The following is a 26,968-nucleotide window of genomic DNA, read 5'->3' as shown; positions in this document are numbered from 1 at the left end:
TGCTATTGGTTTGAGTATATGGGCGTTTTTTATAAAAACTTTTTAAAGACCATGGGTGTTGGTAAAACGATGCGCATAGTATAAAAGAAAAAGTCACCGATTTTTAACCATATTTTTCCTTATAGGTAGGGCGAGGGATTTTTTATTCATAGTTTTTTTAAACAGGAATGTATGCTTTTTTGTTGTTATTTTTTGTCAATATATCATCATGGGGATTAGTTTTTCTTTTGTGGAGCAAAGCGGTTTTTTGCAGCTATGGCTAACATATCTTTTCTTCTGAAATAGATAGCACGACCACATCGCAAAGGGGGTTGTCCTTGCATAAGAATAATTTGCTCATCTTGACGCATTTCCTGAATAATTTCGTGAGGTAAAATTAAGGCTCTTTGTTGGTAATTAATGTTGTATGAACTCTTCCCTAAAGATAAGCCTCTTGATTTGTTCGTGCCGGTGACTTCAACGGTCATTTGTCCACAGCGTTCTGAAATGTCTTTAGCCGTTTGGAGATCTTTAATAGCAGCATAACTGACAAAGGAGCAGCTTTCAAACCATGAACGTGCTCCTGATTCCCCAAAGTGATTGACCAACTGACCAGTGGATTGATAAAAGAGCATCAAGGATGTTCCGTATTTACGTCCACGATCGCGAGCTTCTTCTAAAATATTCATATAACCTAGAAGATCGACTTCATCTAAGACAAATAAAACACGCTTTTTATAGTTACCATCTGCTATAACCATGGCATTGAGAAAAGCACCAATAATCACACGTCCAATCGCTGGATAACTGTTTAAAATGCTGGCAGGGAGATTGAGAAAAACATCTGTATTGCCATTGGCAATATCTGAGGAGGAAAAATCATTACCGCAGACAAGATCTGCGTAATTGGACAAAGAAAGCCATTGGGTATCTTTGGAGGCGGTTGTATAGACTCCTGAAAAGGTTTGTTCTGCCATTTCTGTAAAAATACCAACCATTTCACGAATAAAAGGAGAAGGGGTTGTGTCTTGAATCATGCGTAATTGATTGACAATAGCTGTTTCTGATTGTGAGAGAATTGAGCGCAATGTTTTTAAATTGCGTTCATTGTCTTCATATTCATCAGAAAATATGACATGAGCAAGAAGTGCTGTTAAAAGATTATGGGCTTGTGTCGAGAAATATTCCGCTGAGGAATTATCTGATTTTTTATCTGTGAGAAGCAGTTTGGAAAAGCTTACAATATTTGCTTCACGTTGTGTGCGTGGTACGCTGTCATCTAAAAGCCAATCGATGACATTAAAGTTTTTTGTTAAAAGTGAACTGGGATCGAGAACAATAACATCTCTATTTCCCATATTTTGACGGGCAAATTTGACTATTGGGGCAACTTCTGTAGAAGGATCAAGACAAATAACAGAGCCTGGATAGGTTAAACACGTAGGAACCACTGTACTTGTGGTTTTATAGCCACCAGAACCAGCAAAAAAAATCATATGAGTTGAACCAAAATCAAGATTAAAAGTTAGCAAAGGGGCTGTTCCACCTTTGCCCCATGTTGTTTTATTACTAGGTGCAAAGGGAATGTTGCACACATTATCTTGATCAACACGGTATCTTTCTCCTACAACAATTTGTCCATTGGCAGGAAAGATTTTTGCTGCTTCTCTTAAATTCATCCATGAAGCGTTACCAAAAACCCCCTTTTTGGCTCGCTTGACCTTATTTTGAGGTGGAGAGGTTGTAATGAATTGAATGAGGAAAAAAAACACACCAATGATGATGCCAAAGACAACCATGGGATCCATGAATTGAAGCGCATAGCTCCACGTTATTCCTTGCTGGCCAACATAGGGACTTAAACGTTTTATTTCACCTCCAATATAGTAAAGAGCAGTGATTCCAAAAAAGACCAGAGAAACAAAAGTGATTATTTTACGCAGGTACAGTTTTTGCGAGAGACAATACAACAATGAAACAGCAGCCATTAGTGTTAAGATTAATAAAGGCTCTGAACGAAGAATCCAATAAACTTGATCACTCTTTAATCCATTTGTTATAAGCGACAAAAAATGAGGGACGAGAAATATTGTTGAAGCACCTAAAGCAATTGGGATTAAAATAAGGACCATTTGTGTCTTAGTGTATTTCATTGTATTTTACTTTCAATTCTCTTTAGAATTTTCTGTGAAATGCTCTTTTTTTCAGGTGTGCAATCTTTCTTTTTATAAAGGCGCAGAGTAACTCTAAGATATTTTCGTTTATGCGCTTTTCTCATAAAAGAGGAAGATTTTATCCATTCTTAGCTGGCCATAGCGAGCGCATTTGAACGGTTGACTGTGTGTGCGTAAGCTTGCTGGTGCACTTCTTTGGCTTGCTTAATGGCTTGTGTAATTTGTTTGGCTTTATGCTCTGATACACCAATGCTTTGAGCTAATATATCATACTCATTATTTTTGACAGCTTGATGTTCAGTTGCTGAGAGACGTTGATTGATGTTTTTGATAAAGGTAGTCAGCTCTTTTTTAAGTTCAGGATTTTTTGCTAAAGCTTCTTGTTGTAATTCTTTTGGCAAGACAAAAAGATCTTGCAAGCTTTGACTTGGCATTCCTATTGTTTTGGCACGGCGTGCTTGTTCTGTTACATGTTCTTGAATGATATCCCTCTCCGCATGTTTTACGGCATGCGTAAAATTTGCAACGGCAGTACAAAGCATATCAACGTGATTTTTAGCGTTTGCACGGGCTTGATTTTGTAGTCCACATAAACTGAAACCTGCAAGATGAGAAACAGAGCTTGGCACCCTTTCAATCTTCTCAGCAAGCAGTTGACCTAAGGCTGGATTTTTAATAATGGCGACCATCTGTTTGTCTAATGTTTTTGAGCTACCATAAACAATTTTTGATAACTTTTGAATTTGGTCTCGTGCTGTGTGAACACGGGCATCCTCTGCAACCATTTCGGCTTTTTCATTTTTTGTCAAAGGGGCTAATTTTTCTTCAGGAATGAGAATGTTTTTTAACTCTTGTGTTTGAGGAACGGTGAAGGTAAATCGATCACCGGGTTTTAATGTTTTGAGTTGTTCTGGTGTGAGATGTTCTTTATCGCCGATGATGTAAGCGCCTTTCACATTGAAGGCAAAGCTGTTAAGGCCAGCACCTCTATACACTCCCGTGTAAGTTTCACCTTCTTTTACAACCATAACAGGACGATCATTCACATTACGTCCGCTGTTTTTCATATTATCCATAAATTCTTTTAAAAGAGCTATCTTTTCTGAATTGGAAATATCTTCAAACAGATGTTGCATCGGCCCTAGATCACCCTTTTCTGCGACTGCAACACTGGCAAGAAGCATACGTTCTTTTGTGACAAGCGAGAAATCAAGCTGATGGCCTGCGGCTTGAGCAAGATTTTCAAAAAATGCACGTTGTGTGCGTCCATTTCCTTCTCTGAACGGATGGATTTGATTGAGATCGTTAAATAAGCTTATTGCTTCAGAGTTAAATTCTTCGCGCGATAAGCCTTGAAAATTGTTTTTTTCGTCAAGTGTTTGATCTAATCTTTGTAAACCTTCTTGGATCTCATCTCCGATTGCAAAAGCATTTTTCCAGCCTGTTCTTTTCATTTCGGGCATGACGGCTGTGGTGCCATCTGAAAAGGTAAAGGGGATATTTCGCGTTAAACCAGCCCACTCAAATGTGTTGCTAAACAATTTTTTATGAATATAGCATAGATAGGTGGCATCAAACGCTTCTGGTAAAGGCTCTTCGCGCAGATTAATCATCGCCTTTGTTGTATCATGCGAACATTTTTTCAAAAAAGTATCAAGGTCCTTTGTTCCATATTTATTTTTTAACGTAACAGTTTTAGGATAGAGATAATGATGAGGAGAAGGGTGGTCTATATGTTTTGTTTTTGACTTTGCTTTGGGCATCGTTATTTCCTTAAAATGTAATAATTCCTGAGAATATTGAACTGTTTGTGTATCGTGTTAAAGTATAAAACGTTTTAGATAAAACACGTTTTCTTCAAATTGATGGGTATTTATAGCGCACCCAATTTCTTTAGAATATTTTTATAATTTTTCTCGCGTTCAATGAATGGATTACCGTGTTTTTATAAAAGCGCATTCATGTCTTATTTTCTCCGTTCAAGGTGGGCATGAGTGTAAAAGAACCTGCCTTTCAATAAAATGTGCAAGAATGTATATTTTAGCTCGCCATAGACAGTGCGTGTTCTTTTGAATAATTGAGTTTGTGTGTGTGGGCTTGTGTATGTGCTTCTTTGGCTTTTTGAACCGTGTTGGTAATTTCTCGTGCTGTCTGTTTTGATACACCAATACTTTGAGCCAGTTTTTCATAATCATTGTGTCTGATTGCATTAAACTCGTCTGCTGAAAGACGATGCTCTAAATTGCGTAGAAAACTTTGGAGTTCTTTGTATCGTTGAGGAGATTGACGCAAAGTTTCCTCTTGTTTTTCTGGTGATAAGCAAAGGAAATTTTGTAAGCTTTTACTTGGCTTTTCTACCGCTTTTGCGCGGCGTTTTTGTTCTATTTCATGTTCTTGAGTGATTGCATGACGCATATATTCTACAGTATACGTATAATTCATAACTGCAGTACAAAGAAATTCAAGATGATTTTTAGCATTTACACGTGCCTGATTTTGTAATCCGCATAAATTGAAACCTGCAAGATGAGAAATAGATTCTGGTGCTTTGTTAATCTGCTCTGCAAGCTGTTGACCCAATTGCGGATTTTGAATAATCTCTCGCATCTGTTTGTCTAATCTTGTTGCATTCCCGTAAACAATTTTTGACAAATGTTGAATTTGGTCTCGAGCTGTGTGAACACGCGCATTTTCTGCAATCATTTCGTCTATTTTATTTTTTGCCAAAGGCTCTAATATTTCTTCAGGGATGAGGGTGTTTCCAAGGTTTTCAGTCTTCGGGGCGGTAAAGGTAATTGTATCACCGAGTTTTAATGCTTTTCGTTGCTCTGGTGAGAGATCTTCTTTTTTGCCGATGACGTAAGCTCCTTGCACATTGAGCATAAAGCCCTCAAAATTAGTGCCTTGATAGATCCCTGTGTAGGTTTCATCTTCTTTTGCAACCATAACAATATGATTATTAACATTGCGTCCAAGATCTTTCATGTTGTTCATGAATTCTTGTAAAAGACCTATTTTTTCTAGATTGGAGATATCTTCAAAAAGATCTTTCATGGGTTGTGTATGGCCATATTTTGTTGCTTGGGTATAGGCCATCATCATGCGTTCTTCTGTTGCAAGTGAAAAGTCAAGTCGATGGCCTGCTGCTTTGGCGAGATTTTCAAAAAAGAAGTTTGCTGTGTGTTCATTACCATCTATAAATGGGTGTATTTGTTTTAGAGAAAGAAATAGTGGTACGGCTTCATAGATAAATTCTTTGCGCGATAAGCCTTGTAAATTTTCTTTTTCAGTAAGTGTTTCCTCTAATTGTTGTAAGTCTTTGAGGATTTGCTCATCGCTTGCAAAATCATTTCCCCATTCCATTCTTTTCATGAATGGCATGGCGGCAACACTGCCATCTGCAAATGCAAAGGGAATTGTGCGCATTTGCCCTGCCCATTCAAATGTGTTGCTAAACAATTGTTTATGAATATGGCATAGATAGATGCTATCAAAACATTCTGGTAGAGGTTCTTCACGCAGAACCTTTAGTCCTTTTTCTGTATCATGAAAACATTTTTCCCGAAAAAGATTTAAATCTGTTTCTCCATATTTATTTTTGAGTATATCGGTACTAGGATAGAGATAATTATGGGGAGAAGGGTGGTTTATATGTTTTGTTTTCGATTTTGCTTTGGGCATCTTTCATCTCCTTATAGTACCGCGTTTTCCATAAGCATATTAAATTCTTCCAGTGAAATATTTCCCCTTGCGTATTCTTCTAAAATTTTCAGTGTTGTGGAGTGAAGCGTTATTCCCTCTATCGTATGGGAGCTGATGGCCGCATCGACGGTTTTGCGTCGTTGTTTTAATTCTTCCGCTGTCATTGATAAAAAATTTTCTCTGTTTTTGGTTGTTTTTTTCATGCCTTTTTCCTTTTATGCGCAATCGTTGCTTTAAAAGAATATTCAACTGATGTGATCTCTTTTAATCCCCTCCAAAGATATTGCGTTGTTTGAATGGATCATAATAAATTTCTGTAACCTTAAATTTTCCTTCTATTCGTTTGCATTGAATGATGATATCAATCATTGAAATTAATAGACCTCGAATATCATCACGCTCTAAATCACATCCCCCGTCACTTTCTTTGACCAAAAGGGTCATTTGCTCAAAGGCAGCAAGAGCTGTTGAGGCATGAACCGTTGTAATGGAACCTGGATGGCCTGAATTGACGTTGCGGATATAATAAAAGGCTGTACCATCTCGAAGTTCTTGTAAAAGAATGCGATCAGGACGCATTCGTAAAGATGATTCAAGTAATTCTTTTGGACCAACAGAAGCTAAACCTTGTCCATCTTTTGAATAGATCATCGAGACATGGTTCGGGTGAGGGATCACCAATTCTTGTGTGTCTTCAATGGTGATAATACGTTCGTCTTGAGGAATTTTGGCAATTAATGCTTTTGATAATGTTGTTTTACCCGAACCGGTTTTTCCTGCAATCAAAATATTTTTCTGGCATTTTACAGCCTGATTTAAAAAGGAAACAAAGTCTTTGTTACAATAAGCGTTGGCTAAGTTATGCTCGATAATTTTTAGTTCGTTAAAACGCGTAGGATAATCATTCAATGGCGTGAAAGAGACCTGCTCACAGTGCGAAAAGAGACCTTTATTGGCGAGCTCTTCGAGAGAAAAACTCTGCGAAGATGGTTTACGAATGGTCATACTAATCGTGTCTTTTTCAACAGCTGGTGGAATGACAATTTGAATGCGTTCATTGCCTGGGAGGGTTGCCGATAATATCGGATTCTTGTCTGATATATTTTGCTTGGAATAAGATGCAACAACTTTCGCAATCCCCATAAGCTCATTAAAAGATAGAGCCGGTACCTCTATTGTCTTCCATCCCCCCATCCCTTCTGTCATCACTTGATAAGGACGATTGATAACAATTTCAAAAAGACTCTCATCTTTCAAAAAAGCACTGATCGGTTGAAGTTTTGTGAGAACAATCGCGATGGTTTCATCGCTCATGGTGTGTACAATTTGGTTCATTTTAAAGGCATCGCAGAATTTTTGTAAAAGTTTCTTGAAACAGCTCGATTGATAATCTGTTTTTTATTTTCAATGACTTTTAATTTGTAAACGCTGGAAAAATCTAAATCGCGGGCAACAAAAACATTGACCATTTCCCCTTGGTTTTTAGATAAGGTTGGAGGAATATTGGCGTAATTTTCGACAAGAATATTTGCAATATTTTGTCCTGTAGAGACGGTTTCAGTTTCTTCTTTGTCTTGGCTTTTTGATAAACGTTTGTTGGCATAGCGTGTTGCATCTTTTATCAGCGATACAAGAAGGGCAGATCCGATCCTCTCTAACCAATGATTATCAATATCACCATCAATACCAGAACGCCCTAAATTGTCTGTTGCCGGTGAAGCTAAAGATATAATGATACCATTGGGGGTTTTTGCCCTATTCCATAGCACAAAAAGACGTGATTGGCCTTTTTTCAATCCGGCGCGATATTCACCAACAATTTGAGTGCCTTTATCAAGAAGCACAACACGGCCGTTGTCAGATAAGATATCTCTGGAGACGATACAACTAGCAAAACCTTGTTGATCACTGTTGATAGCTGTTTCTAAGATACAAGGGATAGACGTTCCCATCGTGATGATATAGTTTCGATTGCCAAGGGTTGAAGCTCGAATACCTTCAAGAACAGTGGGTTTGAGAAGATGATTAAAGCGTTGTGTTGTTTCATCAGGTTTGCTTTCTAGTTGGTGAGGCAAAGCGCTATTATTTGTTTGTGAGGCTGTTTTACTTTGTTGTGTATTCGCATAAGCCAATACAGGGGCACGTTGTGCTGCTTCCAGTAAAGAATCATCAGGATTTGATTGATTTATTTTCGGTGTTGGTAGTTCAACTTTGGGCAACAGAGCGTTATTTTGTTGGGATTGTTCAAGGAGAGGGGGGCAGGCTTTGCTGGACGGAAAAGCTCTATTTGTTTAATAACTTTCCCTTCTTTTGAAGTTTCAATCAATTGTTTTTTATCTGTAGGTTGTTTTTTTTCTGTGATAAGTGTTGAATAGGCTAAATAAAGACAGACACTGAAAAGGATAACAAGAGCAATGATTTTGCCTAAATTGCTCTGTTGACTTTTCCCTTGAGCGTTTTTGATGGTATCGCGATCATTAATGTTTTTTTCATCCACGGTGTTATTCATGGCTGCTTCCTATGTTCACTTTACGTTGTACAGATGGTGATGTTGTTCCTGTTTCAGGGTTAATTCCTTCGGGACTGAACCTTTTATTAAAGATGCACAATACTTCATTTCCACGCCGTAGCGTGAATTGTGCCGATGTTGCATGAACAATAACCTTGTTGCCTTTAATCGATTTGGGAATGAGAGCCTCTTGCCCATCAGGTGATACAAGGTAAATGGCAGGAATTTCAATATTGCCTCGAAAGGTAAAGGTTGTTGTTTTCCCGTTATCATAGACAGCCACAGGTTCAATGAGCGGTGAGCCTTGGGCTTCATAAGCCCAATTGCGTGGACCAAAATCTTCATGGATATTTAAAATATCATTGACAAAATTTGCTTCATGTTGTTCGGCTTTTGCTGCTTCGGCTAATTTTTTACGCAAGGCTTCATCTTCTGGATAACGAAACTTTACCAAGAAATACGTCTCATTGCCGGCTGAAACATCGCCTTCACGCACTTGCAGTTCAAATTGATAAGAGCGTTTTATTCCATCTTGACGGCTTGTGACGATTTGTAAATTGGTGACAGGTTGGACTTCACGCGGCTTGAGAAAAACAAAGTGACCGGCTGGTGCAACTTGCCAAGCAACGGAATTTCCAATACCTACATAGGTTACTTCTTCATCATCGGCAAATTCCAGCTGAACCGAAGAGCGGATGGAGCCAATGATTTGTACGACATTGTAGGGGTCATAATTGACAAATCTGATGCGGTTATCTTTACGTGCGCTAACAGGCGCTGTTTCCGAAAATGAAGAGACTGTGTGAAAGCCTTGAGTGATCATAAAAATCAAAAAGAGTGTTTGTAAAAGTCTGATCATTTTATCACCTCTGGATCAGATCTATATTCCGATACTTGAAAGCCAAGTGGATTGATAAGACGGTCAGTCGTTGAAATGTGTGCGTTAATGTAGGAAAAATTTAAAATTGAAACCCAATGGGAAATATTTTCTTTTTCATTAGAGTCTCTGACCGTTTTATAGTAACGAACTTGAATAAGATCCTTGCTTATAAAAGAGATCGATTTGATTGTAACTGTAACAACCGTGTTACGATAAATATTTTGTGGACTTTCTGGATTGTTGCCCGCATACCATTGTGCAAAACGGTTTTGCTCTTTTGGAGAAGATAAAAGAGAAACCAAGCGAAAATTGTTTTTTGCTTCTGATGACTGAAAACTTTCACGAGCACGAACATATTGGCTGGCAAAATAACGGGTTATTGCTTCATCATAGTCCTTAGAGGATTCTTTTAGAGCACTTACAGTATCAATGATACCTGTTGAATTATCAACGCGGATAACAAAGGGCTCTACTGTTTTCAAAGGTGTTAAAGCTGCGACAGCCAAAGCCAGCGCAATCGTCATCAATCCAAAAAGCACCGTCAATGCCATAGAAATTTTCATTCGCACGCGCATGCCATGCATGCGATCAATGTCAAATGAGCGCGCTTCTTTTATATATTTTTCAAGGGCATCACTTTTCACGCATAACCTCCACAGTTTTATCAGATCGTGCTTCAATGGTCGGCTTTAATAAAGCTGGATGAATTGCTAAGTCGGCTGTTGCTCTTTCGTTTTCTAAAGTATTGAGAATGATAGGCGTGCTAACAGGCTTGATGACTTTTTCTTGATGGACAATGTTTTTATGGTCCCAATTCCACTTATCTTTATTGAGAGCACGCGTATGTTTACCATTACAGCGTGGTGGTTTTTTAGGCCCACTTAAAGAGGCACAACCGGCTAATGCGATTGTTAGGATCATAACAAAAGTTATTTTTCGTTTCATTTTTTGAACTCACAGATATCTTGGAATATAATGCATGAGAGCCTTTGATTTTGAATAGGTTTACAAGTTTATGGGATGCAAGATTGTGATTGGTTTTGCTGTAAGACCCAAGATGTTAAGTCTTTCATGGAATAGGATCATGGTGCGTGCGCCTTTTAGCGCACGCAAGGAAAAAACAAAAAGGCTTATTCTTTTAAAGAGGTGTTGGACATTAAAATCGACCACGACCACCTCCAGATCTTGCTGCTTTTGCTGCAGCACCGGCCGCACTTTTAGCAGCACCTGCCGCACCAGAGAATTTTGACGCTGCATTTTTAGCGATCATTCCACCACTTTTTGCACTATTGGAAAGCATTGTGAAAACCTGTCCTCCTGAAGAGATACCAGCGTTAAAATATGGTCCACCAGACGATAATGCTGAGGCAATACCAGGAAGAGCGCGGAAGATAATAACCCCTATGATCGAAATGACGAGGACAGGGGGAAAAAGAATGTAGATTGAAGTAGATGAAACGTTAAGAACCTGCAGGATAACTTGACATATAATGGTTCCAAGCATGATCACGAGAACTTGCAGAATGGTAAAATTGATCAAAGTTGTAATCCATGCATCGGTGTATTTTCGCGTTGCATTGAACAAATACAAACTAATGAAGAGAGGCCCAAGACCTATAATCATCACCAGTGCAACTTGTGCAAACATTTGCACAATAAAACCACCGATACAAAAGAGAATAACAGCAAGAAGCATGATAGAACCAAGAAGTCCCACAACAATCTTTTCAAAAAACCAAGCATGGTATAAAACTTCTTGATAGCGATCACTTGCCTTTAACAAAATATAATCAAAAACATTCGAATTTGCAGGATTGCTGTTCAACGCATTCCCAATAGCGTTGGACAAGTCATTAAAGAAAATATTTTTGACATACGTATTAAAAGTATCTGCATTCGTTGCCATTGTTGTTACAACAACGATTTTTACAACATTATTGAGAAGACTATGCATAGAAAGGGCAACACGACCTGTCATAACATTATAGCCATACAGAAAAATAAAAATAATTGCGGCAAGATTTAAAGGCGCTGAAATAGCAGAAGATAACCCACTCACTGTTGTGTTCATCACATCGTCGAGAGGCTGTAAAATATATCCTGAAATGCTTTCAAATGGAGAAAAACTATAATCCGACATTTGTACCAGTACTTCCAAGTTTTTCTTTGAGTTTTTCTTCTTCTTCTTTTAACTGTGTTTGAAGTATTTTACGGTTTTGTTGCTCACTTTCTTCACGGAGCTCCTCTTTTGTTTTTCTATCTTTGGCTTGAATCATATTAAGAGCTTGAAGCTTTAAAGAATTTGCTTGAAGATTGGCTTGAAGAAGAGAAGCTTTTACCTGAAGATCCTGTTGACGGGCTTGAAGTTTCTGCAATTCTTCAAGGTTGGTTTTTTCTCCAGTTTCTGTTTGGGTTGTTGTTGTATCTATTTTTAATTTTAGTTCTTCAAGTTCAGTACCTATTTTTTTAATTTCTGTTGCAGTTGTACTGACTGTTTTATAAATGTCTGCAGCGGTTTCTGATTTTGCAGCATCGAGTTTTTGTGTGTTCTCGAGTGCTTGTTGATAATATTCATCGACATTATCGGACATTTGTGATGCCGCATGAGAAATAAAAGAAAAAGATAACAGTGTTACTAAGCCATATTTTTTCATTGATTTTTTCTCCTTTGATAAAATATGGGCAACCATTTTTCAGGATCTGCGCCATGTTCGTTTATAATTTCATTCATGAGTTCAATATTTTTGGTTGTGCCGCTTAAAACGGCGATCTCATCGTTCATTCCACGTAAGTTAAGTTCTGCAACGACAGAATTTTGTCCTTGTTTGACGAGAAAACGACGGGATTCTCTGCTTAATTCTGATTGTATCAATTCAAATTCACGCTCAGTGAGTTTGAAAGCTTCGACATAATCATTGTAATTTGCTTTTTGATTGGGAAAAAATATTTGAGTGGGGCATTGCTCAATAATTGTGTGGGCAATTGTGGAGTTCAAAGCATCTTTAGGGCTTTGTGTTGCAAAGAGCATCATGCCGTTTTGTTTACGGATTGTTTTGAGCCGATCTTGCGCAAAGGCTTTGAAGGAATCATCTTCCAAAGCTTTCCAGAATTCATCAATAACAATAATGATGCGTCGTCCATCAATCAGGTCAAGAATGCGGTGAAAAAGATACATCATCAAAGGGCGCCGAATTTCTTCATTGTCTAAGAAATCGGTCATGTCATAGCCAATGAATTGTGCATTTAAATTGAGATCATCTTGATCATTATCAAAAACCCATCCTAAATCATTGCCTCTAATCCAACGTTGTAGCCGTATGGCAATCCCTTCTTTGGATGTGTTGTCAAAAAACAGTTGAAGAGCACCAAGAGAACGTTGTGTTCGGGGTAAGTTTTCTAAGGAATCGATGGCTTTGGCGATATCTTGTCGTTCTTCTTCGGTCACAATTTGCCCTTCGCTGGTCACCAGCTTTAAGATCCAATGACGAAGAAAGATTTTATTCTTTTCGTTGTATTCCATGCCCTTTAAGGGGGCAATACCGGTGGGTTGTCCATTTTTTAAAGGTTTATATTTTCCACCCCCAGCCCGTACAAAAATTTCCGCTCCTTGATCTTTGTCAAAAAAAACCATGGTGGGATTGTGTTTTTGTAATTGTGCAAGCAGAAAATTAACAATCACTGTTTTACCAGATCCTGATGGACCACAAACAAAGGTATTTCCAAGGTCACCATAATGAAAATTAAAATAGTAAGGTGATCCCGCTTGTGTTTTTAGCAATGCGACAGCAGCTCCCCAAACATTATCGTTCAGTTTGCCAACGGGGAAAGAATGGAAAGGTGATAAAGCCGCAAAGTTTCTGCTGGTAATGGCGCCTGAACGCGCACGATAGCTAAAGTTTCCAGGCAGTTGTGCCCACCATGCGGCTTCTAGTCCTAAATCTTCTCTGGAAATGACAGCGCCCCCATTGGTTAAATGGGAACGGGCTTTTGATAGGTTTTCAGTTAACATTTTAGGATGATCTGCAAAAACCGCTAAAGAGATGTGGTGTTCGCCCAAAACAAAACGGTTTGACTCTAAATCATCTAGGGCTTCATCCAGCGCATCAATTTGTGAGCTCGCACGGTCGGCTGCATTAATCATTTGATTTTGCTTGCGGCTCATAATGGCACTGGCGGCCGCTTTACTTTTAAAAACAAAGGATTGTGTTAAGATGAACTCAAAGGGTACGGTAAGCAAACCATCGGTCATTCCTGGGCGGGTTCTAGAAGGGTATTCTTTCCAGCCAAACATGCCGACAAAGCGTTCATTGCTTTCATGGCGAATTTCGATAATTTCTTTCCCAAAAATAACACGATCTGAGTAAATCGTTGAGGCAATGGTGCCAAATGTAAGAGGAACACGTTCATGTCTTCCACCCACCAGCTGATGGAGAAATTCACTTTGCTCTGAAAATAAAATTCCTTCATGTTCATAAATTGATAGAAGGCGGACCTCATATTCTTCTAAACCTTGCATGAGATCTTGGCTTAACTCCTCGAGTTTCCGAATAGCATCTTCATCAGGTTCAGATTGTGTTTTTTTTGCTTTGCTTAAGCGCTGAAAAAATGAAGCGAGTTGTTCTGTTTTATCCACCGCCGGATTCCAAAGCAGTGAAATAAATAGATCATTTCGATACAGTTCTTGCGAAACCATTTTCTTCTTGTATTTTTCATCTAATGTTGTTGCAAAAGATGAAAGAAAATGGCCTTCTGGGTAAATCGTTTCACGGCGACGAATGATGTGAGAATATAAAGCCACCCGTTCATCGGCAATATTTTTCAAAAGAGTATTTAATTGGTTGTGTAAAGAATTGAGTTGATCAATATCTGCCGTATCAAAATTGACACCTTCAACAGCCAGCACAACCATTAAACAGCGCGAATTTAAAGCAATGACATGTTTATTGACGTGGCGAATGTAGGGAATATATTCTTCAGGCAAAGTTTCCCGTTTCATCATTGTCATCTGTTTCACCGGCTTCATTCCTTCAGTTTAGTTCCTTATAAGTGCGGACAAGGCGCAAGGGGGAGGTAGAACCGCCTCCCCATCGGCTGAGATTTTTTTGTTTTCCTCTTGTATTGAGCCACGCAAATAATACCCGAAATTGGTTGTGATCATATTTGGTCACTTCACGCAAAATAAAGTGCATCCCAATCCCAAGACCCATCATGGTAAAATCACTGGTCAAAATGAAGAGAATGGATGTCGCCATGACATTGAGTGCCATCGCTTCCATGGTCACACCGGCAAACATGGCCGGCCGTGTACAGGCAAGGAAAAGGGTATCTTCATTCATTTTATGTCGCCGTCGTGCCCGCTAATTTACTGACGAGAGTAGGAGCCCCAAAAACAATACCAATACCAATAATACAGTAAGCCGCTTTGCGTAAATCAATAAAGCCGTACATCCAGCCAATACCCACCGCAGCAACACATATAACGGCAATAAACCTTGCTGTTGAACCCGTCATCATATCTACAATATTTTTTAAAACATCATCGAGTTTTCCAAAACCATCCGCACCAGAAGTAGGAGCTGCATAAGAAAGATCAGACACAAACACTGCTGCAAAAAGCAGCATGGTCACGATAAAAATGATGTTCTGAAATCTATTATCTGTCATTTTACCTCTCTTTAACAAACAATATTTGTTCATATCTCGACATTCCATTGCCTCTAACGCTTGGAGAGCTCTGCTATTGTTTGACAGTCTAAACTCCTCGTTTTTTTGCTTTTAAAGCCTTGATCGTGAATCTCTTCACTCTCAAATGCTTCTTTGTTAAAGAGACGGAAGTCTTTTCAGGTTAAGATTGTGTTATATAAAAATGGCAATTTTAAGTTGTATTATTGGTTAAGACAACAATATTGAAACAGGGAAAGAAATAATATTATTCTTTACAAAGTGTAGTTAATCTGCGGCACAGATATTTTTATTTTTTTCTTTAAAAACAATGGTATTGCTGATAAATAATGTGAAAGGAGCGAAAAACAATGATTTTTTTGAGCGAGCGTGTTAAGAGATGCCATTTAAATTAATTGTTATTATTTACATTATGGGTTCCGTAGCTTGGGGATTAGTCCAATATAAAGATAAAATAGATTTCAGCGTTCTTAAAACATTTAAGATAGAAGATATCCAAGATATTCTTGATCTCTACAAGGAAGAAAAAAAATTGAGTCAATCGATCACCCAACAGTCCTTAGAAAAAACTGAATCAGTGCTTAAAAAAAATGAATCAGCGCTCGACCCGCAAAAGAATATTATATCAAACGATGATGTACATAATAGGATTGTTTTTCATGGTAGGGCATCGGTCACCAGCGGGGTTACATTTAAATTACTAACACCTTCTGCACAATCTTGGCGATCCCATACCGCCCGTGATATTCATCTTTATGGCGTAGACACATGTGCACCTCGTCAAAAAGCAAAGTTTAAGGATCAAGAATGGCCCTGTGGTGCGGTTACAATGGCTTGGCTTGTCACCAAAACACTTGGTGAGGATTTATCCTGTAAGCAGGCTTTTATGCACAATGGTGTTTATTATGCGCAGTGTTTTGTTCAGGGGATTGATTTAGCCGAGGCAGGTCTTAGCGAAGGTATGCTGGTGCTTTCAAAGGAGAGTAAAAATCCTATTCCAACACAGTATTATCATGTAGAAGAAAAAGCGCGTAACAATAAGATTGGTCTTTGGTCAAGTGACTTTACTGAACCTTTCAAGTGGCGGCGAGATAATGGTTCTTACAATCCCTTTTCACGTCGGTGATTGACTTTAGTGAATATATTAACTTAAACTTTTATAAAGAAAACTTTACCCATAAAATTGCAACAGGCTATTGGAAAAATTGGAATTAACCTTGATATTATTAGCGTCTTTTTTCATAAAAATGAGCAGATAACACTGCTATTTCCAAAAGAGATTTGCTCTCAAAATAGATTCTCTATCTTTGCTTATGTACTTGATGAAAGAACGAAAATGTCATTGTTGTTGGCAAAGGTTTTTTGAATATTTGTGCTTAAAGAAGTAAGTGAGAAGATAAAAAATGTTTAAAAAACAGATTTCTAGAACGGGATGGGTAAAGATAAAAAATAAAGAGATCTCAAAAATCGTGGAATGCTTGGTATACTAATAGAACATTTCACAATGGCTTAAAAAAAATCATAGAAATTTTTTAAAAATCAGAATTTTATCTTCAAGATTGGGCAATTTAGTTTTGAGCAATATTTGTTCACTTCTTTAAGAGTGATCAATCTGTGGCGTTCGGTGCGAAATTTTCTATAAAATTATCTGCTGCTAAATTTCAGTCTTGCAAATGATGGATTGATCTCCAATAGACCCTCATGAAGAAATCTTCATAAAAATGAAGTGCATTGTTGATTGTTTTCTCTATATTTTGAGGTCACGTTAATTTAAGCCTTAAACGGGGGAAAAATGACCAAAAATAAATAAAAGGGGTTGTCCTTTTCTTGTTATGGCTTCGTGGTTCATTGGTCGTGATGTCAAGCATTATAATGCTTTTAAATTTTCTAAAAAATAACAATTCCTATTGCTGTATTTCTCTTTGAAATCAGTTGGATAAAAACATGTATGCACCTTTTGATTTTATCATTTTTATTCAGTTTTGTTTTTTCTTTTTCATGGTATTTTATGATAAACTTATACGATGGGTATTGTAAGCTCTTCTTGCGTTATTTTATTTTAAAGTATTCACTGTGAAAGAAAACAACGAATAATAACGTTATCTCTTCATGAAATATGAAAATTCAAAACCCATTTTGGGGGTAATGTTAACAGATAAGGTATATAAAGAAGGTTAAAAAATATTTTATTCTGTATGGCTTTATTATTGGGAGCGAGGTGTGAAAAAAAATAGTGTGGAATATTAAAAAAGCTGTAAAATTAAGAGAAGAATGGGGCGAGAAAGAAGAGTTTTCTTTCAACGTCAGCTGTTAAGGACTCTACAAATTGTCAAAATGTTCTAAAAGCAGATCATGAAATATTTTTCTTACCAAAGCTTGATTCTATAGATTCTATAGATCGTAGATACGGCTTTTAAGAAATACATATCTCAACAATGGATGTGATCTATAAGCTCCAAATAAAGAAATTACTGTGCCGTTGATTGTGACTTCTTTCATGTTTATAGAAGCAATCGTTATCATTTTTTATTATCAATGATCGCCAATGTATAATGGTCAATCCATTGAGCACTTCCATCTTGATGCTTGTGAAGAAATAAGTCGGTATCATAACACACTTGTTGCTGACTTTTGAGTGTTGCGACAGCTCTTTCCTTTAAGACGATTCATGAAAAGCCTTTTTTCATCTTTTCTTAATCGTTTTTATCCACACATTCATTCTGCTTTTAAAGTACAACTTGTTTTTAAGGTGCAAGTGGATGGTGTGGTTTGATTCAACATGGGACAGGTTTGAAATGAGAAAATCTTACGATATGTGGGAATTTTCATACACTATGCAAAACTATACATTATCATTATAAATCAATATATTATTGAATATATATTCAACAATATATTTTGTTTCAACTTTATTGGCTTGAGTATTATTTTTTACGAGAATATGGGATCACGTTTTCTTATGATAGGTGTTGTGTGGCATTGAGATTTTAGAGGGAAAAACGTGTCTTTAGAATTTATAACAGATACTAAATCTTTATAGGAGGCATCTTACAAGTTTTTCGTATATCCAATGTATATTATTAAAAATAAATGGCGTTTCCTATTGTGAAAAGGAGAATGCTTTTTAAAATACGGTTAAGTATTTATCCTGTTGTGCTGTAAAATACTATCATTTGAAGTATGGTGATGTCAGGCATAAAACTTGTATGCATGTGGAGTTTGGTGAGAGAGAGTAGTGGATATTCAATGAAGAATTTCTTTAAAGCTTATGAAAGCCTCTTCATTTAGGGTGGGGATATAAACGTGAATCAAGGAAAGGGGTGAGATAAGAAGCTGGACTGTTTACAGAGCAGAACAGGTGGAAGCTTTTGTCTTTTAAGGGGAGGGAAGTCAAGAAAAGGATTTCACACATTGATAGCAACATTCTTTAGTTTTTCCTTAAGTTTAAGTGCAGATCGCCTTAAATAAAACAGCATGCGTAATGGAATAGAAGGCTGTCCTTTAAATATGCATGAATTTTGGGAAAGAAAAACTTTAACGTTGTAGGGCATAGTTTTAAAAGCTTTTATTAGGATCAGAGATCAATTGTGAAATGGTTTTGCGTTTTACCGTGGTGAGAATTTTAAAGTTTTTTAAAGCAAATATTCTTCTCTGTTTGAAGAAATTTCATCATGATGGTATGGGGCGTTTTCTTTTGTGATGATATCAGCATAAAAGAAGGAAACCGGAACATTTAAAATATCTGAAATTTTCTTTAAACATCTTGCACTTACATGATTTAAGCCTTTTTCCTACTTTTGAATTTGTTGAAAACTAACAACTAAATGGCTTCCTAAGGCTTTTTGAGATATTCTTAATACTTTTCTCTTTAAGAAAATTTTTTTGCCGACAAACAGATCAATATTAAGATTTTGAATTTGGCATTTTCCCTTGCCGCGTGCGAGCGTTCTCGCATTGGTATTCTGGGAGTAACAAGCACTGACCTTGAATCAGCTTTTTGCTTTTAGTGCGTAAGATGCACTTGGACAGTGCAAAATCTCTCGGAATTCTGGGATACCCACAAAGCGGGATAAATTCATGTATCGAAGTTTTCGGTTTGTTTTCTCTATTGGTCGTTGCGTATACGACTAAGAACACGTGCTCACCAATAAAGTAATTTTAAAAAATTAGCAAAATTGGAGAGGATGATGGGGGGAATGAAGGGGGAACTGGGATGGAGAGGAGAGAAGTCTATGGGGGTGCTGATGGGGGTTATAGAGGAGAGAAAGATGTGTATGGATAGGGGCGGTGTGTACAAGAGTTGGTATGACGAGATGCGTGAAAAATAGCATGAGCGGACGGGGCTCATTTTTTGAAGTTTGATACATGTTTTTTGAGAGAGGTGTTGTGTGTGGGGATATTGCTTGGAGAGGAAATTGGGATTGTAGATTTTTGTTTACAGAGCGCTGTGGGGGGCTCCTTTGGTCCTTTGAGTTTTTTAAGAAAGGGGCAGTGATGGTTTGTAAGTTTCCTTTACTATTTTCAGTAAAGATGTAAAAGCGTAAAAACGTTGAGCTGCAAAAGATAAGGGGAAGTTTTAGGGTGTGGAAGCTTTATGCGTTGTGTGTGTCGTTTAGGGCGTGGTTTGTGCTTTGTCTCTTATGCCGTAAAACATGGCGCTTTACGGGGCGGTGATATTAGCCATGAGAAATTTTGAGCAGGGAGATGCTGGATATATAAACAAATAATGTTTGAGGGGTCTTTTTTCTAATCAGAAATCAACCATAAAATTGCCTTTTGTATTTTCTCTTTGAGTTCTCTAAAGTTTTTCACAAGGGCGTGTTTTTTTTCGTTATAGGTGTATTGATTATGGTATGAGTGATTGTTTTGTGCTGAAATATCTTCTTTTGTGGCAATATCCGCTGTTAAAAGATCAGCATAAAACAAGCTTATCGGAACCTCTAGTTTTTGAGTGATTTCCAGTAAAGATTTGGCACTTACACGATTGAAACCTTTTTTGTATTTTTGAATTTGTTGGAAACTGACACCTAAAAAGCTTCCTAAGGCTTTTTGAGAAAGCCCCATGGCAATGCGTTTCGTGAAGAATTCTTTTGCTAATCGAAATATCAATAAAATGTGGATTTTTGATTTGCACTTTAAGCCTCCTCCGGTTGCGAGTGCTCTCGCGTTGGTATTTAGGGAGTCTAAAAGTACTCTTGACTCAACCTTTTTGCTTTTAGTGCGTAAGATGTATCTGGACAGTGTAAAATCTCCCAGAGTTCTGGGATATCCATAAAGCGGGATAAATTCATTTTTAGGTTTTAAGGTTTGTCTTTCCTCTTGATCGGTGCGTATACGACCAGCACATTTTTTAACGTGTAAAGTTATTTTAAGAGCTTGGTAATAAAAATCATTTTTCTTGAAACGGATCGGTTTTTTTTAAATGAAAGGCTGTTTTCTTTTAAATTTTTAAAAGATTTACTCATTAAAATTATGCTATCAGCCCTGCTTTTGGCAAAGAGAGAAAACAAATACACAGGGTTTAAGATTAAGCTCTCTAGGGGGCGTTTAACGAAGATTATGACCCATAATCAAAAAGGTTTGTTTTTCATACGGTTCCAGAAGCATGATGAGAGGAAAGTGCTCAATGAATACACAAAACAAAATAGATTGGGCTGTTCGTATATTTACATGCTTGTTTTAAAGAGATCTTTCTTAAGGTTCGCACTCATTTCACAATGGTTCTTTGTGTAGTGTATAAAGATAAAGCTTCTATGGATAGGATAAAAATTATACTTTTATTTTTACTGAAAAAAAGATGCACAATAGCATATATTGCTGGAACATAAATTTGTTCGTTCAAAATGTTACGAAATTTTTTGCATTTGAGAGAAAGGAATATTTTATTCTTTATCTTTAAATGTTTTTATGGCTCATTCTAATTATGAATGTGCAATAAGAAAAGATATTTTGGCTTTTTATTAAACGTTAATAATAAATTATTGTTGTAAGTCAATGATTTTATACTGAAAAAAGCAATTTTTAGATGTTTTTAAATCCGTTTATTTTCCACATTTAAGAATTTGAGTATTTTCGATAAAAAACTGGATTAATGCAGTTGTTTTTTAAACTTGAAGTTTTTATGAGAAAATGGGCATTGTGGAATGATAAGCTTTTGCTATAAAGCGTTTTAAAATTTTACAGAATTTAACGAATTTATTTTATCATTATGATTTTTATAAGCGGTGCAAAGTTAGGATATGGTTTGAGAAAGAAGATGACAGAAGTTTTATCTTTCGGTAAGTAGTTTTGAAGTAAAAGACAGTTTGATCAGTGATAAATAGAGATAGGTGCACCATGAATGAACTTACCCATATTGAGACTGTTATAGCGCATTATGATGCTGTTTTTTGTGATGTGTGGGGTGTGGTGCATAATGGTGTGCAGGCATTTGAACCAGCGTTGAAAGCGTTGTATAAAATTCGACAAATGGGAAAAACGGTTATTTTATTGACCAATTCTCCTCGATTACGGGAAGATGTGGCGGCCCAATTACAAAGCATGAATATTCATCGTGACTATTATGATGCCATTATTACTTCTGGGGATGTAACGCGGGATCTCATTTGTGCTGCGCCGCGTAAAGTTTTTTTCATTGGTCCACAACGTGATTTGGTGTTATTTGAAGGGTTAGCGTGTGAATTTGTTGAAGAATGGGAAGCTTCTGTTGTTGTTTGTAGTGGTTTTCTCGAAGATTTTGATGAAGAACCTTCTGCTTATGAGGAAATGTTTCGTCGCATAAGAGCGCGCAATTTACCTTTTATTTGTGCTAATCCTGATGTGATTGTCCACTATGGCAATAAGGAGTTTTGGTGCGCTGGTGCGTTGGCACGTCTTTATCAGCAATTAGGGGGGGAAGTTCGCATTGCTGGAAAACCTCATGCACCTATTTATGAATGTGCTTTTGAAAAACTTCAAAAAATACGTGGGACAGTAGAAAAAAGTCAAGTTTTAGCGATTGGTGATGGTCTTTTAACGGATATTAAGGGGGCGGCTCATTTTGGTCTTGATGCCCTTTATATTATGGGGGGGATTCATCGTTATGATTATACGCAAAATGATGTGATGGATAAGAAAGCTTTGCATTCTTTTCTAGAACGTTATGGTTATAAACCAAAAGCAATCATGTGGGCACTTCAGTAATGGCGAATTTTTTACGTCTTCAGGGAACTCATATGTTTCCCTCAGCTTGGCGGGGCGCTGTATTAGCACTTGGAAATTTTGATGGTGTCCATTGTGGACATCAGGTGGTGTTGCAAAAAGCACTTGATTTTGCGAGGATAAAAAAGAAACCCGCTGTTGTTTTAACTTTTGAACCGCATCCAAGAAGTTTTTTTCAACCTTCAGCGCCTGTCTATCGTTTGACAGAGGCGGCTGAAAAAGCTGAAATTTTTAAAGTCCTTGGCTTTGATGGCGTGATTGAACAGCCGTTTGATGCTCAATTTGCAGCTCTGTCAGCGGATGAATTTATCAGGTCGATTTTAAAGGAAACTTTTGATGTTTCCGTTGTGGTGACAGGTGAAAATTTTCAATTTGGTCATCAGAAAAGTGGAAATGTCCATCTTCTTTGCCAAAGAGGAAAAGAAGAGGGATTTCAGGTCGTGCAGGTTCCTTGTGTTTCTCATACATGCGTTTCTCATTCTCAAGATTCACAACCATTGGTCATTTCCTCTAGCTTTATTCGGCAACTTCTTTCACAAGGGAAAGTGGATAAAGCGGCCCATTTGTTAGGATATCACTATCGGGTATGCTCCAATATTATTCAAGGCGATAAACTTGGACGTCTTTTGGGGTTTCCTACTGCTAATCAGATATTGCCTCCTCAAGTTCGTTTGGCACATGGCGTTTATGCAGTACGCTTGCGTCGTGCTAACGGTGTTTTGCATGATGGGGTTGCAAGCTTTGGGTGTCGTCCAACCGTTGTTAAAGATGGGGCACCACTTTTGGAAACCTATTTATTTGATTTTAACGATGACCTTTATGGAGAAAGCTGTACGGTTTCTTTTTTCCAGTTTTTGCGCGGACAAGAAAAATTTGATGGACTTGAACCTTTGATTGCACAAATGCACCGTGATGAAAAAAAAGCAAAAGAAATTCTAAAGACAGTTCAACCCTTATCAAAATTGGATCAGCTGCTTACTTTTAAAAATATGCTCTAAGTGTATCTGAAAAAGAGAAAAGAGCTGTACAAATAGCACTTAAAGTGATGATCATCACAAAGAGATATTCCAAAACATCATGGAATATATGTTTTTTCCGTTGTTGAGAGGGAGAATCGAATATCTGGAGATCTGATTGAGACATTGTCTTTTTCACAGTTAATTTTATGGCGTTTATTGTTACTCAAAAGTTTACTGCTTGTTTCTTTCTGATCCGTTAAAATCTATGATGAAAAGTAAATGAATAAGCACACAGCGCATTTGGCAAGAAGAGAAGTGAGAGAAAGGTTGTTTGTAAAATTTCTTGTGCTTTTAACCTTAGAATTTTACAAAACTTAAAATCGATGACTTTTTTTATTTTAGAAGCTTATTGCTTTTTTTCTGATGTGCCTTTTTGATGCCGTATCATTGTTTATGATGATATTGGCTTTGTGTAAAGCTTTACGCCTGTAATATTTTTGTTTGTCATATGATGCATATTGCAAAAAAAAAGACTTGTTGTGGAATCTTGTAAAGTAAACCAGTGGTCAGCAGCGGTTCTTGATGAACCAATCACACAAACGAGGCTGAAACCGATGGGAAAACTTTAAGTTTTATTTCTCTTCTATGCGGTGAGAGGGATTCACATTAGGCAGACCAGAATGCACTGCAGATAAAAAGCAATGATTGCCAGAAAGCAGGTGTCCTTATTTTATAATTTCTCATGCTGTTGATATAAAGGAACGACACTGTTATCGTATTCTCTAGACCTTTTATATTTTTAAGCTCAAAGTTGTATCTTCATTTGTCTTTTATAGCTATAACACCTATCATGTAAGGCCATCTTATTAGGATAAGAACAAAGTTAATGGTGTCATTGTTTTTTTAAAACTGTTGGATAAAAAGTTGGAGTTTCTCTTCAATCCGTTTCCGATTGATTTGTGACTGTATGGCGTTGTTTTTCTCATCAATTTTTTGTTGTGGTTTGTCAAACCATAGTCAGATTCAACACAGACATGTGTTTGAGATAAAAAGGCTGTTGAATGTTTTCTCAGTTGTGCCTCTTTTGTATACCGAGCGAGCGTATTGCAAGTATCTGTTTGGATAATTATTGAGACTAATCAATAGCTTCATGGAGAAAGAACGTGATAAAGGGGATCAACCAGTGTACCATTTCTCTTCTTTTAATTTGGTTCATTTAGTTTTGTTTTTTTCAAAAATATTTAAAGCATTATCATCTTAAAGATGATACCGCACACTTCTTTTATTCTTTGAATAGGATCACATTTCTCAGAAAGATAGAATGCTGGATACAACTTGTGTTATCAATTTATGGCTTGTTTAAAGTAATATTTCAATGCTTCCTCTCGCCATTTTTCAACAATACTTTTGAAGAGTATAAAGTAAGCTTTATTGAATATCATAACATTGATTTACAATAATATTTTAGGATTATTTAACTTGAATTAGAATTTTCAAGTACCGTAAGATTTTCTTATTTCAAATTTGTGTATACTGGATTAATTAAAATTATTTTCTTGTACATCACAAGCATGAGCTAAAAGCTGTATAAAATAAGAACTAAAGATGTCTTTTCATAAATTATCTCAAGTTCCAAGGATTGTAATAGCATTCTAGAGCTAGAAAAGTGTGTGATGGTGTCGGCTTTTTTTCTTTATGAAGCATCAAGATGGAAATATTTAATGTGCATATCTTTATACTATTTTACGGATGGTGGTACAAAATGAGCTTGGATACATTGAGAAATGTTTCTTAAAATAAACGTGTGAATTTGCAACACAAGGATATTTGGGGGGGAGATATTCTGTTTTGGATACTCTATTTTGAGCGTTTTGTGTTACGTGAGAAACACGATTTTATTCAAAGAACATGAGAAATAAAAGTGTAAGACAAATGTGTCAGCTTCATTCTTAAAAAGATGTAGCTCTAGATATTTTTGAAAGCCGTAAAGCACTTGAAAGGTCATTGGCAAGGTTGGAGATTGGTTTTTACTTTACGTCTTTATATCCTCCTCAAATTAGGCTTCTCTCCTTATTTCAGAAAGTACATAAACAAAGCGACATAATATACTTATCTCCATCTGGCATACAAGAACTTATAACAGCAGAGAAAGCAAAGTTTAGTCTTTGTCTCAAACATGAAACATCATGTTTATACTTCATAAAAAGAGCAAGCCGGCACCATGAGTTATATTAACGGGCTTCCAATGGTTGTCCCGTTTTGGGCTCTGTGAAAGTGTTCATAAGAGATATTTTTTATATGGACTCTTTTTATTTTTGAAATGTAAAAGACATGGGACTTGGATTAATTCAAGATAAATAGATTAAACACGCTGTCGTGTAGCCTTTCATTCTGAAGATAATGAGAAATTCTACATATTAGGATTTCTCATGCAACGAGTGGAATAATAAATGATCACTATAAATCAATATGCTGTAATTAATTATAGAGTATGGCTTACAATTTTTTATAAAATGCTTTGCGCGACTTTTATAAGGAATCTGAGGAGAGTAGTTTTACTGTTGTTTTAGATGTTTGGTCCGTATGGATGTGGTGCATTGGTAAAGGAAGAGAAAAAAGCTAAGGCCATGATGAAAAGTGAGATGAAAATAATATTTTCTTGATCATCCTATGAATTTGCATGCATTTTTATGGTTTTAGGAAAGGCATGTTTGTTGTCTATTGAAGGGCAGAGCTTTCTTTTTGAGTTGTATGAAAGAGACTCCATAAAGGGAGAAATCCAAGGGAAAGGTGTAAGCTAAAAATTATTGCTAGACCATTGTTTTCAGAAGGCAAGAAGAGGCAGAGACGCTGTTCGGTATCGATTGAAGAATTTTTGTCTTTTAGAGCATATGGCAAGTGCGTAAAGTCTATGATTCAAGACGTGCTAATCGATAAAGGTATTGTGAACGCGTTCCGTGATGGCAATAGGCAAGAAGAGGCAGAGACGCTGTTTTTAAAATTTTTTGCATGGCTTCAACGTCTGATTTTTCTATGGTCGGAGGAGAAATGGGAATGTGATAGGCTTTTATGCCATGGTCATTTGCAATCGTTTTAATGCTGGAAAAATCAGGTTGATGAAGTTCTTCATGATCGGGACGGTTACAGATAATTGTTTTAAAACCTGCTTGTGCCAATGTTTTGATATTTTCTATACTAATTTGAGCACCAATAAAAATGTTAGGTTCAATTTGTTGTAAATTCATTTTTTCTTATTCCCAATCGCATTATCTTCACGATATTCTTTGGTATATAAAAGAACATGATGAAGGTAAGATTTTTCAAGGGCATCTTAACAAAAATATCCCTTTTGTCGAGAAGATCTGCTTGGAAAATGCGTTGTAAGGTGAAAAATATTCTACTATGCAACATGTTTGTTATTAACCTAAAACAAGATATGGATTTGTAGAGACATTGATTATAGGTGATAACCTAGCGTTATTTGTTTGTATTGAATGAGAATCTTAAATACCATAGGCTTTTTTCAAGTTTGTTCTATGTTGCATTAATCTCGCTCCCTTGCTTGCATGTTATCAGCAGGGAGGCTTCATGTGGCGTGAAACGGTACAAGAAAGGAGTAAAAATGCTTTTTTGTGGACCATTTCAAGTGTCAAGAATTTATCGTTGGGAGCTGTTAAAGAGGGTGATGGGCGCGGTTTTCTCCGTCATAAGCATCAAGATGATAGTGCTTAATGAAACTTGCATGATAGCATTTATGGATACCGCTGAGAAAGAGGCTTGAGTACTTTAAGAGATGTTATTTAACAATCCTGTGAAGACATCCCCAAAATCTATTCCGTTTGGGGTGTTCATTATTTTACATGGGAGTCGTGCCCTTATTTAA

At 36.9% G+C, this 26,968-nt stretch carries 18 protein-coding genes and 3 pseudogenes; 4 read left to right on the top strand and 17 right to left on the bottom strand.

Annotated elements, in window-relative coordinates; translation table 11 throughout:
* Positions 1 to 215 precede the first annotated feature (215 nt).
* The 14 genes and pseudogenes from traG to AC6ER9_RS09070 form a co-directional block, all read right to left on the bottom strand.
* A complete protein-coding gene (traG, locus tag AC6ER9_RS09135; protein ID WP_497074392.1) occupies positions 216 to 2,132 on the bottom strand; it encodes a Ti-type conjugative transfer system protein TraG in 1,917 nt (638 codons plus the stop codon).
* A gap of 149 nt (positions 2,133 to 2,281) precedes the next feature.
* Positions 2,282 to 3,916: a BID domain-containing T4SS effector gene (locus AC6ER9_RS09130; RefSeq protein ID WP_497074391.1), complete on the bottom strand. Its 1,635-nt coding sequence runs from the start codon at positions 3,914 to 3,916 to the stop codon at positions 2,282 to 2,284.
* Positions 3,917 to 4,193: 277 nt separating this feature from the next.
* Positions 4,194 to 5,834 (bottom strand): BID domain-containing T4SS effector, encoded by a 1,641-nt coding sequence (locus AC6ER9_RS09125; protein ID WP_497074390.1) that lies wholly within the window; start codon positions 5,832 to 5,834, stop codon positions 4,194 to 4,196.
* Positions 5,835 to 5,845: 11 nt separating this feature from the next.
* Positions 5,846 to 6,058 carry an antitoxin VbhA family protein gene (locus AC6ER9_RS09120; RefSeq protein ID WP_497074389.1) on the bottom strand — a complete coding sequence of 71 codons (213 nt, stop codon included), beginning with the start codon at positions 6,056 to 6,058 and terminating at the stop codon, positions 5,846 to 5,848.
* 61 nt (positions 6,059 to 6,119) lie between these two features.
* On the bottom strand, positions 6,120 to 7,190 hold the full coding sequence (virB11, locus tag AC6ER9_RS09115) for a P-type DNA transfer ATPase VirB11 (protein WP_497074388.1): 1,071 nt from the start codon (positions 7,188 to 7,190) through the stop codon (positions 6,120 to 6,122).
* A pseudogene (virB10, locus tag AC6ER9_RS09110) lies at positions 7,187 to 8,364 on the bottom strand (type IV secretion system protein VirB10). Before virB10 ends, virB11 begins: the two are co-directional and overlap by 4 nt.
* Positions 8,357 to 9,223 carry a P-type conjugative transfer protein VirB9 gene (gene virB9, locus AC6ER9_RS09105; protein WP_497074387.1) on the bottom strand — a complete coding sequence of 289 codons (867 nt, stop codon included), beginning with the start codon at positions 9,221 to 9,223 and terminating at the stop codon, positions 8,357 to 8,359. The pseudogene virB10 and the gene virB9 overlap by 8 nt, the downstream one beginning before the upstream one ends.
* Positions 9,220 to 9,924 (bottom strand): VirB8 family type IV secretion system protein, encoded by a 705-nt coding sequence (locus AC6ER9_RS09100; RefSeq protein WP_497074386.1) that lies wholly within the window; start codon positions 9,922 to 9,924, stop codon positions 9,220 to 9,222. Before AC6ER9_RS09100 ends, virB9 begins: the two co-directional genes overlap by 4 nt.
* Complete coding sequence (locus AC6ER9_RS09095; RefSeq protein ID WP_497074385.1) at positions 9,878 to 10,189, bottom strand: type IV secretion system protein VirB7; 312 nt, start codon at positions 10,187 to 10,189, stop codon at positions 9,878 to 9,880. The genes AC6ER9_RS09100 and AC6ER9_RS09095 overlap by 47 nt, the downstream gene beginning before the upstream one ends.
* A gap of 211 nt (positions 10,190 to 10,400) precedes the next feature.
* A complete protein-coding gene (locus AC6ER9_RS09090) occupies positions 10,401 to 11,384 on the bottom strand; it encodes a TrbL/VirB6 family protein (protein ID WP_497074384.1) in 984 nt (327 codons plus the stop codon).
* Positions 11,371 to 11,898 (bottom strand): type IV secretion system protein VirB5, encoded by a 528-nt coding sequence (locus AC6ER9_RS09085; RefSeq protein ID WP_497074383.1) that lies wholly within the window; start codon positions 11,896 to 11,898, stop codon positions 11,371 to 11,373. Before AC6ER9_RS09085 ends, AC6ER9_RS09090 begins: the two co-directional genes overlap by 14 nt.
* A complete protein-coding gene (locus AC6ER9_RS09080) occupies positions 11,895 to 14,249 on the bottom strand; it encodes a VirB4 family type IV secretion/conjugal transfer ATPase (protein ID WP_497075351.1) in 2,355 nt (784 codons plus the stop codon). The genes AC6ER9_RS09085 and AC6ER9_RS09080 overlap by 4 nt, the downstream gene beginning before the upstream one ends.
* Before the next feature lie 22 nt (positions 14,250 to 14,271).
* On the bottom strand, positions 14,272 to 14,580 hold the full coding sequence (locus AC6ER9_RS09075; protein WP_497074382.1) for a VirB3 family type IV secretion system protein: 309 nt from the start codon (positions 14,578 to 14,580) through the stop codon (positions 14,272 to 14,274).
* 1 nt (position 14,581) lies between these two features.
* Complete coding sequence (locus tag AC6ER9_RS09070; RefSeq protein ID WP_497074381.1) at positions 14,582 to 14,908, bottom strand: TrbC/VirB2 family protein; 327 nt, start codon at positions 14,906 to 14,908, stop codon at positions 14,582 to 14,584.
* Positions 14,909 to 15,305: 397 nt separating this feature from the next.
* Here AC6ER9_RS09070 and AC6ER9_RS09065 point away from each other — a divergent pair, with 397 nt between their 5' ends.
* Complete coding sequence (locus AC6ER9_RS09065) at positions 15,306 to 16,052, top strand: hypothetical protein (protein WP_497074380.1); 747 nt, start codon at positions 15,306 to 15,308, stop codon at positions 16,050 to 16,052.
* 2,429 nt (positions 16,053 to 18,481) lie between these two features.
* Here the strand turns inward: AC6ER9_RS09065 and AC6ER9_RS09060 are convergent.
* Positions 18,482 to 18,843 (bottom strand): annotated as a pseudogene (locus AC6ER9_RS09060) (helix-turn-helix domain-containing protein).
* Between the two features lie 829 nt (positions 18,844 to 19,672).
* Positions 19,673 to 20,060 (bottom strand): annotated as a pseudogene (locus tag AC6ER9_RS09055) (helix-turn-helix domain-containing protein).
* 1,202 nt (positions 20,061 to 21,262) lie between these two features.
* Between AC6ER9_RS09055 and AC6ER9_RS09050 the strand changes: the two are divergent.
* Positions 21,263 to 22,108 carry a TIGR01459 family HAD-type hydrolase gene (locus AC6ER9_RS09050; RefSeq protein WP_497074379.1) on the top strand — a complete coding sequence of 282 codons (846 nt, stop codon included), beginning with the start codon at positions 21,263 to 21,265 and terminating at the stop codon, positions 22,106 to 22,108.
* On the top strand, positions 22,108 to 23,124 hold the full coding sequence (locus tag AC6ER9_RS09045; protein WP_497074378.1) for a bifunctional riboflavin kinase/FAD synthetase: 1,017 nt from the start codon (positions 22,108 to 22,110) through the stop codon (positions 23,122 to 23,124). Before AC6ER9_RS09050 ends, AC6ER9_RS09045 begins: the two co-directional genes overlap by 1 nt.
* Before the next feature lie 2,870 nt (positions 23,125 to 25,994).
* Here AC6ER9_RS09045 and AC6ER9_RS09040 read toward each other — a convergent pair.
* Complete coding sequence (locus tag AC6ER9_RS09040) at positions 25,995 to 26,330, bottom strand: protein tyrosine phosphatase family protein (protein ID WP_497074377.1); 336 nt, start codon at positions 26,328 to 26,330, stop codon at positions 25,995 to 25,997.
* A gap of 343 nt (positions 26,331 to 26,673) precedes the next feature.
* On the opposite strand from AC6ER9_RS09040, the gene AC6ER9_RS09035 reads away from it, so the two are divergent.
* A complete protein-coding gene (locus AC6ER9_RS09035) occupies positions 26,674 to 26,817 on the top strand; it encodes a hypothetical protein (RefSeq protein ID WP_497074376.1) in 144 nt (47 codons plus the stop codon).
* Positions 26,818 to 26,968 lie beyond the last annotated feature (151 nt).

This window comes from Bartonella sp. SL317, from assembly GCF_059687655.1.
This window is presented reverse-complemented; position numbering and strand designations above follow the sequence as displayed.

Coding starts and splice junctions, on each gene's coding strand:
- AC6ER9_RS09075 (WP_497074382.1), bottom strand. CDS start 14,580: ATGAATGAAGATACCCTTTTCCTTGCCTGTACACGGCCGGCCATGTTT.
- AC6ER9_RS09125 (WP_497074390.1), bottom strand. CDS start 5,834: ATGCCCAAAGCAAAATCGAAAACAAAACATATAAACCACCCTTCTCCC.
- AC6ER9_RS09035 (WP_497074376.1), top strand. CDS start 26,674: ATGTGGCGTGAAACGGTACAAGAAAGGAGTAAAAATGCTTTTTTGTGG.
- AC6ER9_RS09045 (WP_497074378.1), top strand. CDS start 22,108: ATGGCGAATTTTTTACGTCTTCAGGGAACTCATATGTTTCCCTCAGCT.
- AC6ER9_RS09085 (WP_497074383.1), bottom strand. CDS start 11,898: ATGAAAAAATATGGCTTAGTAACACTGTTATCTTTTTCTTTTATTTCT.
- traG (WP_497074392.1), bottom strand. CDS start 2,132: ATGAAATACACTAAGACACAAATGGTCCTTATTTTAATCCCAATTGCT.
- AC6ER9_RS09065 (WP_497074380.1), top strand. CDS start 15,306: ATGCCATTTAAATTAATTGTTATTATTTACATTATGGGTTCCGTAGCT.
- AC6ER9_RS09090 (WP_497074384.1), bottom strand. CDS start 11,384: ATGTCGGATTATAGTTTTTCTCCATTTGAAAGCATTTCAGGATATATT.
- AC6ER9_RS09050 (WP_497074379.1), top strand. CDS start 21,263: ATGAATGAACTTACCCATATTGAGACTGTTATAGCGCATTATGATGCT.
- AC6ER9_RS09080 (WP_497075351.1), bottom strand. CDS start 14,249: ATGACAATGATGAAACGGGAAACTTTGCCTGAAGAATATATTCCCTAC.
- AC6ER9_RS09130 (WP_497074391.1), bottom strand. CDS start 3,916: ATGCCCAAAGCAAAGTCAAAAACAAAACATATAGACCACCCTTCTCCT.
- virB9 (WP_497074387.1), bottom strand. CDS start 9,223: ATGATCAGACTTTTACAAACACTCTTTTTGATTTTTATGATCACTCAA.
- AC6ER9_RS09120 (WP_497074389.1), bottom strand. CDS start 6,058: ATGAAAAAAACAACCAAAAACAGAGAAAATTTTTTATCAATGACAGCG.
- AC6ER9_RS09095 (WP_497074385.1), bottom strand. CDS start 10,189: ATGAAACGAAAAATAACTTTTGTTATGATCCTAACAATCGCATTAGCC.
- AC6ER9_RS09070 (WP_497074381.1), bottom strand. CDS start 14,908: ATGACAGATAATAGATTTCAGAACATCATTTTTATCGTGACCATGCTG.
- virB11 (WP_497074388.1), bottom strand. CDS start 7,190: ATGAACCAAATTGTACACACCATGAGCGATGAAACCATCGCGATTGTT.
- AC6ER9_RS09040 (WP_497074377.1), bottom strand. CDS start 26,330: ATGAATTTACAACAAATTGAACCTAACATTTTTATTGGTGCTCAAATT.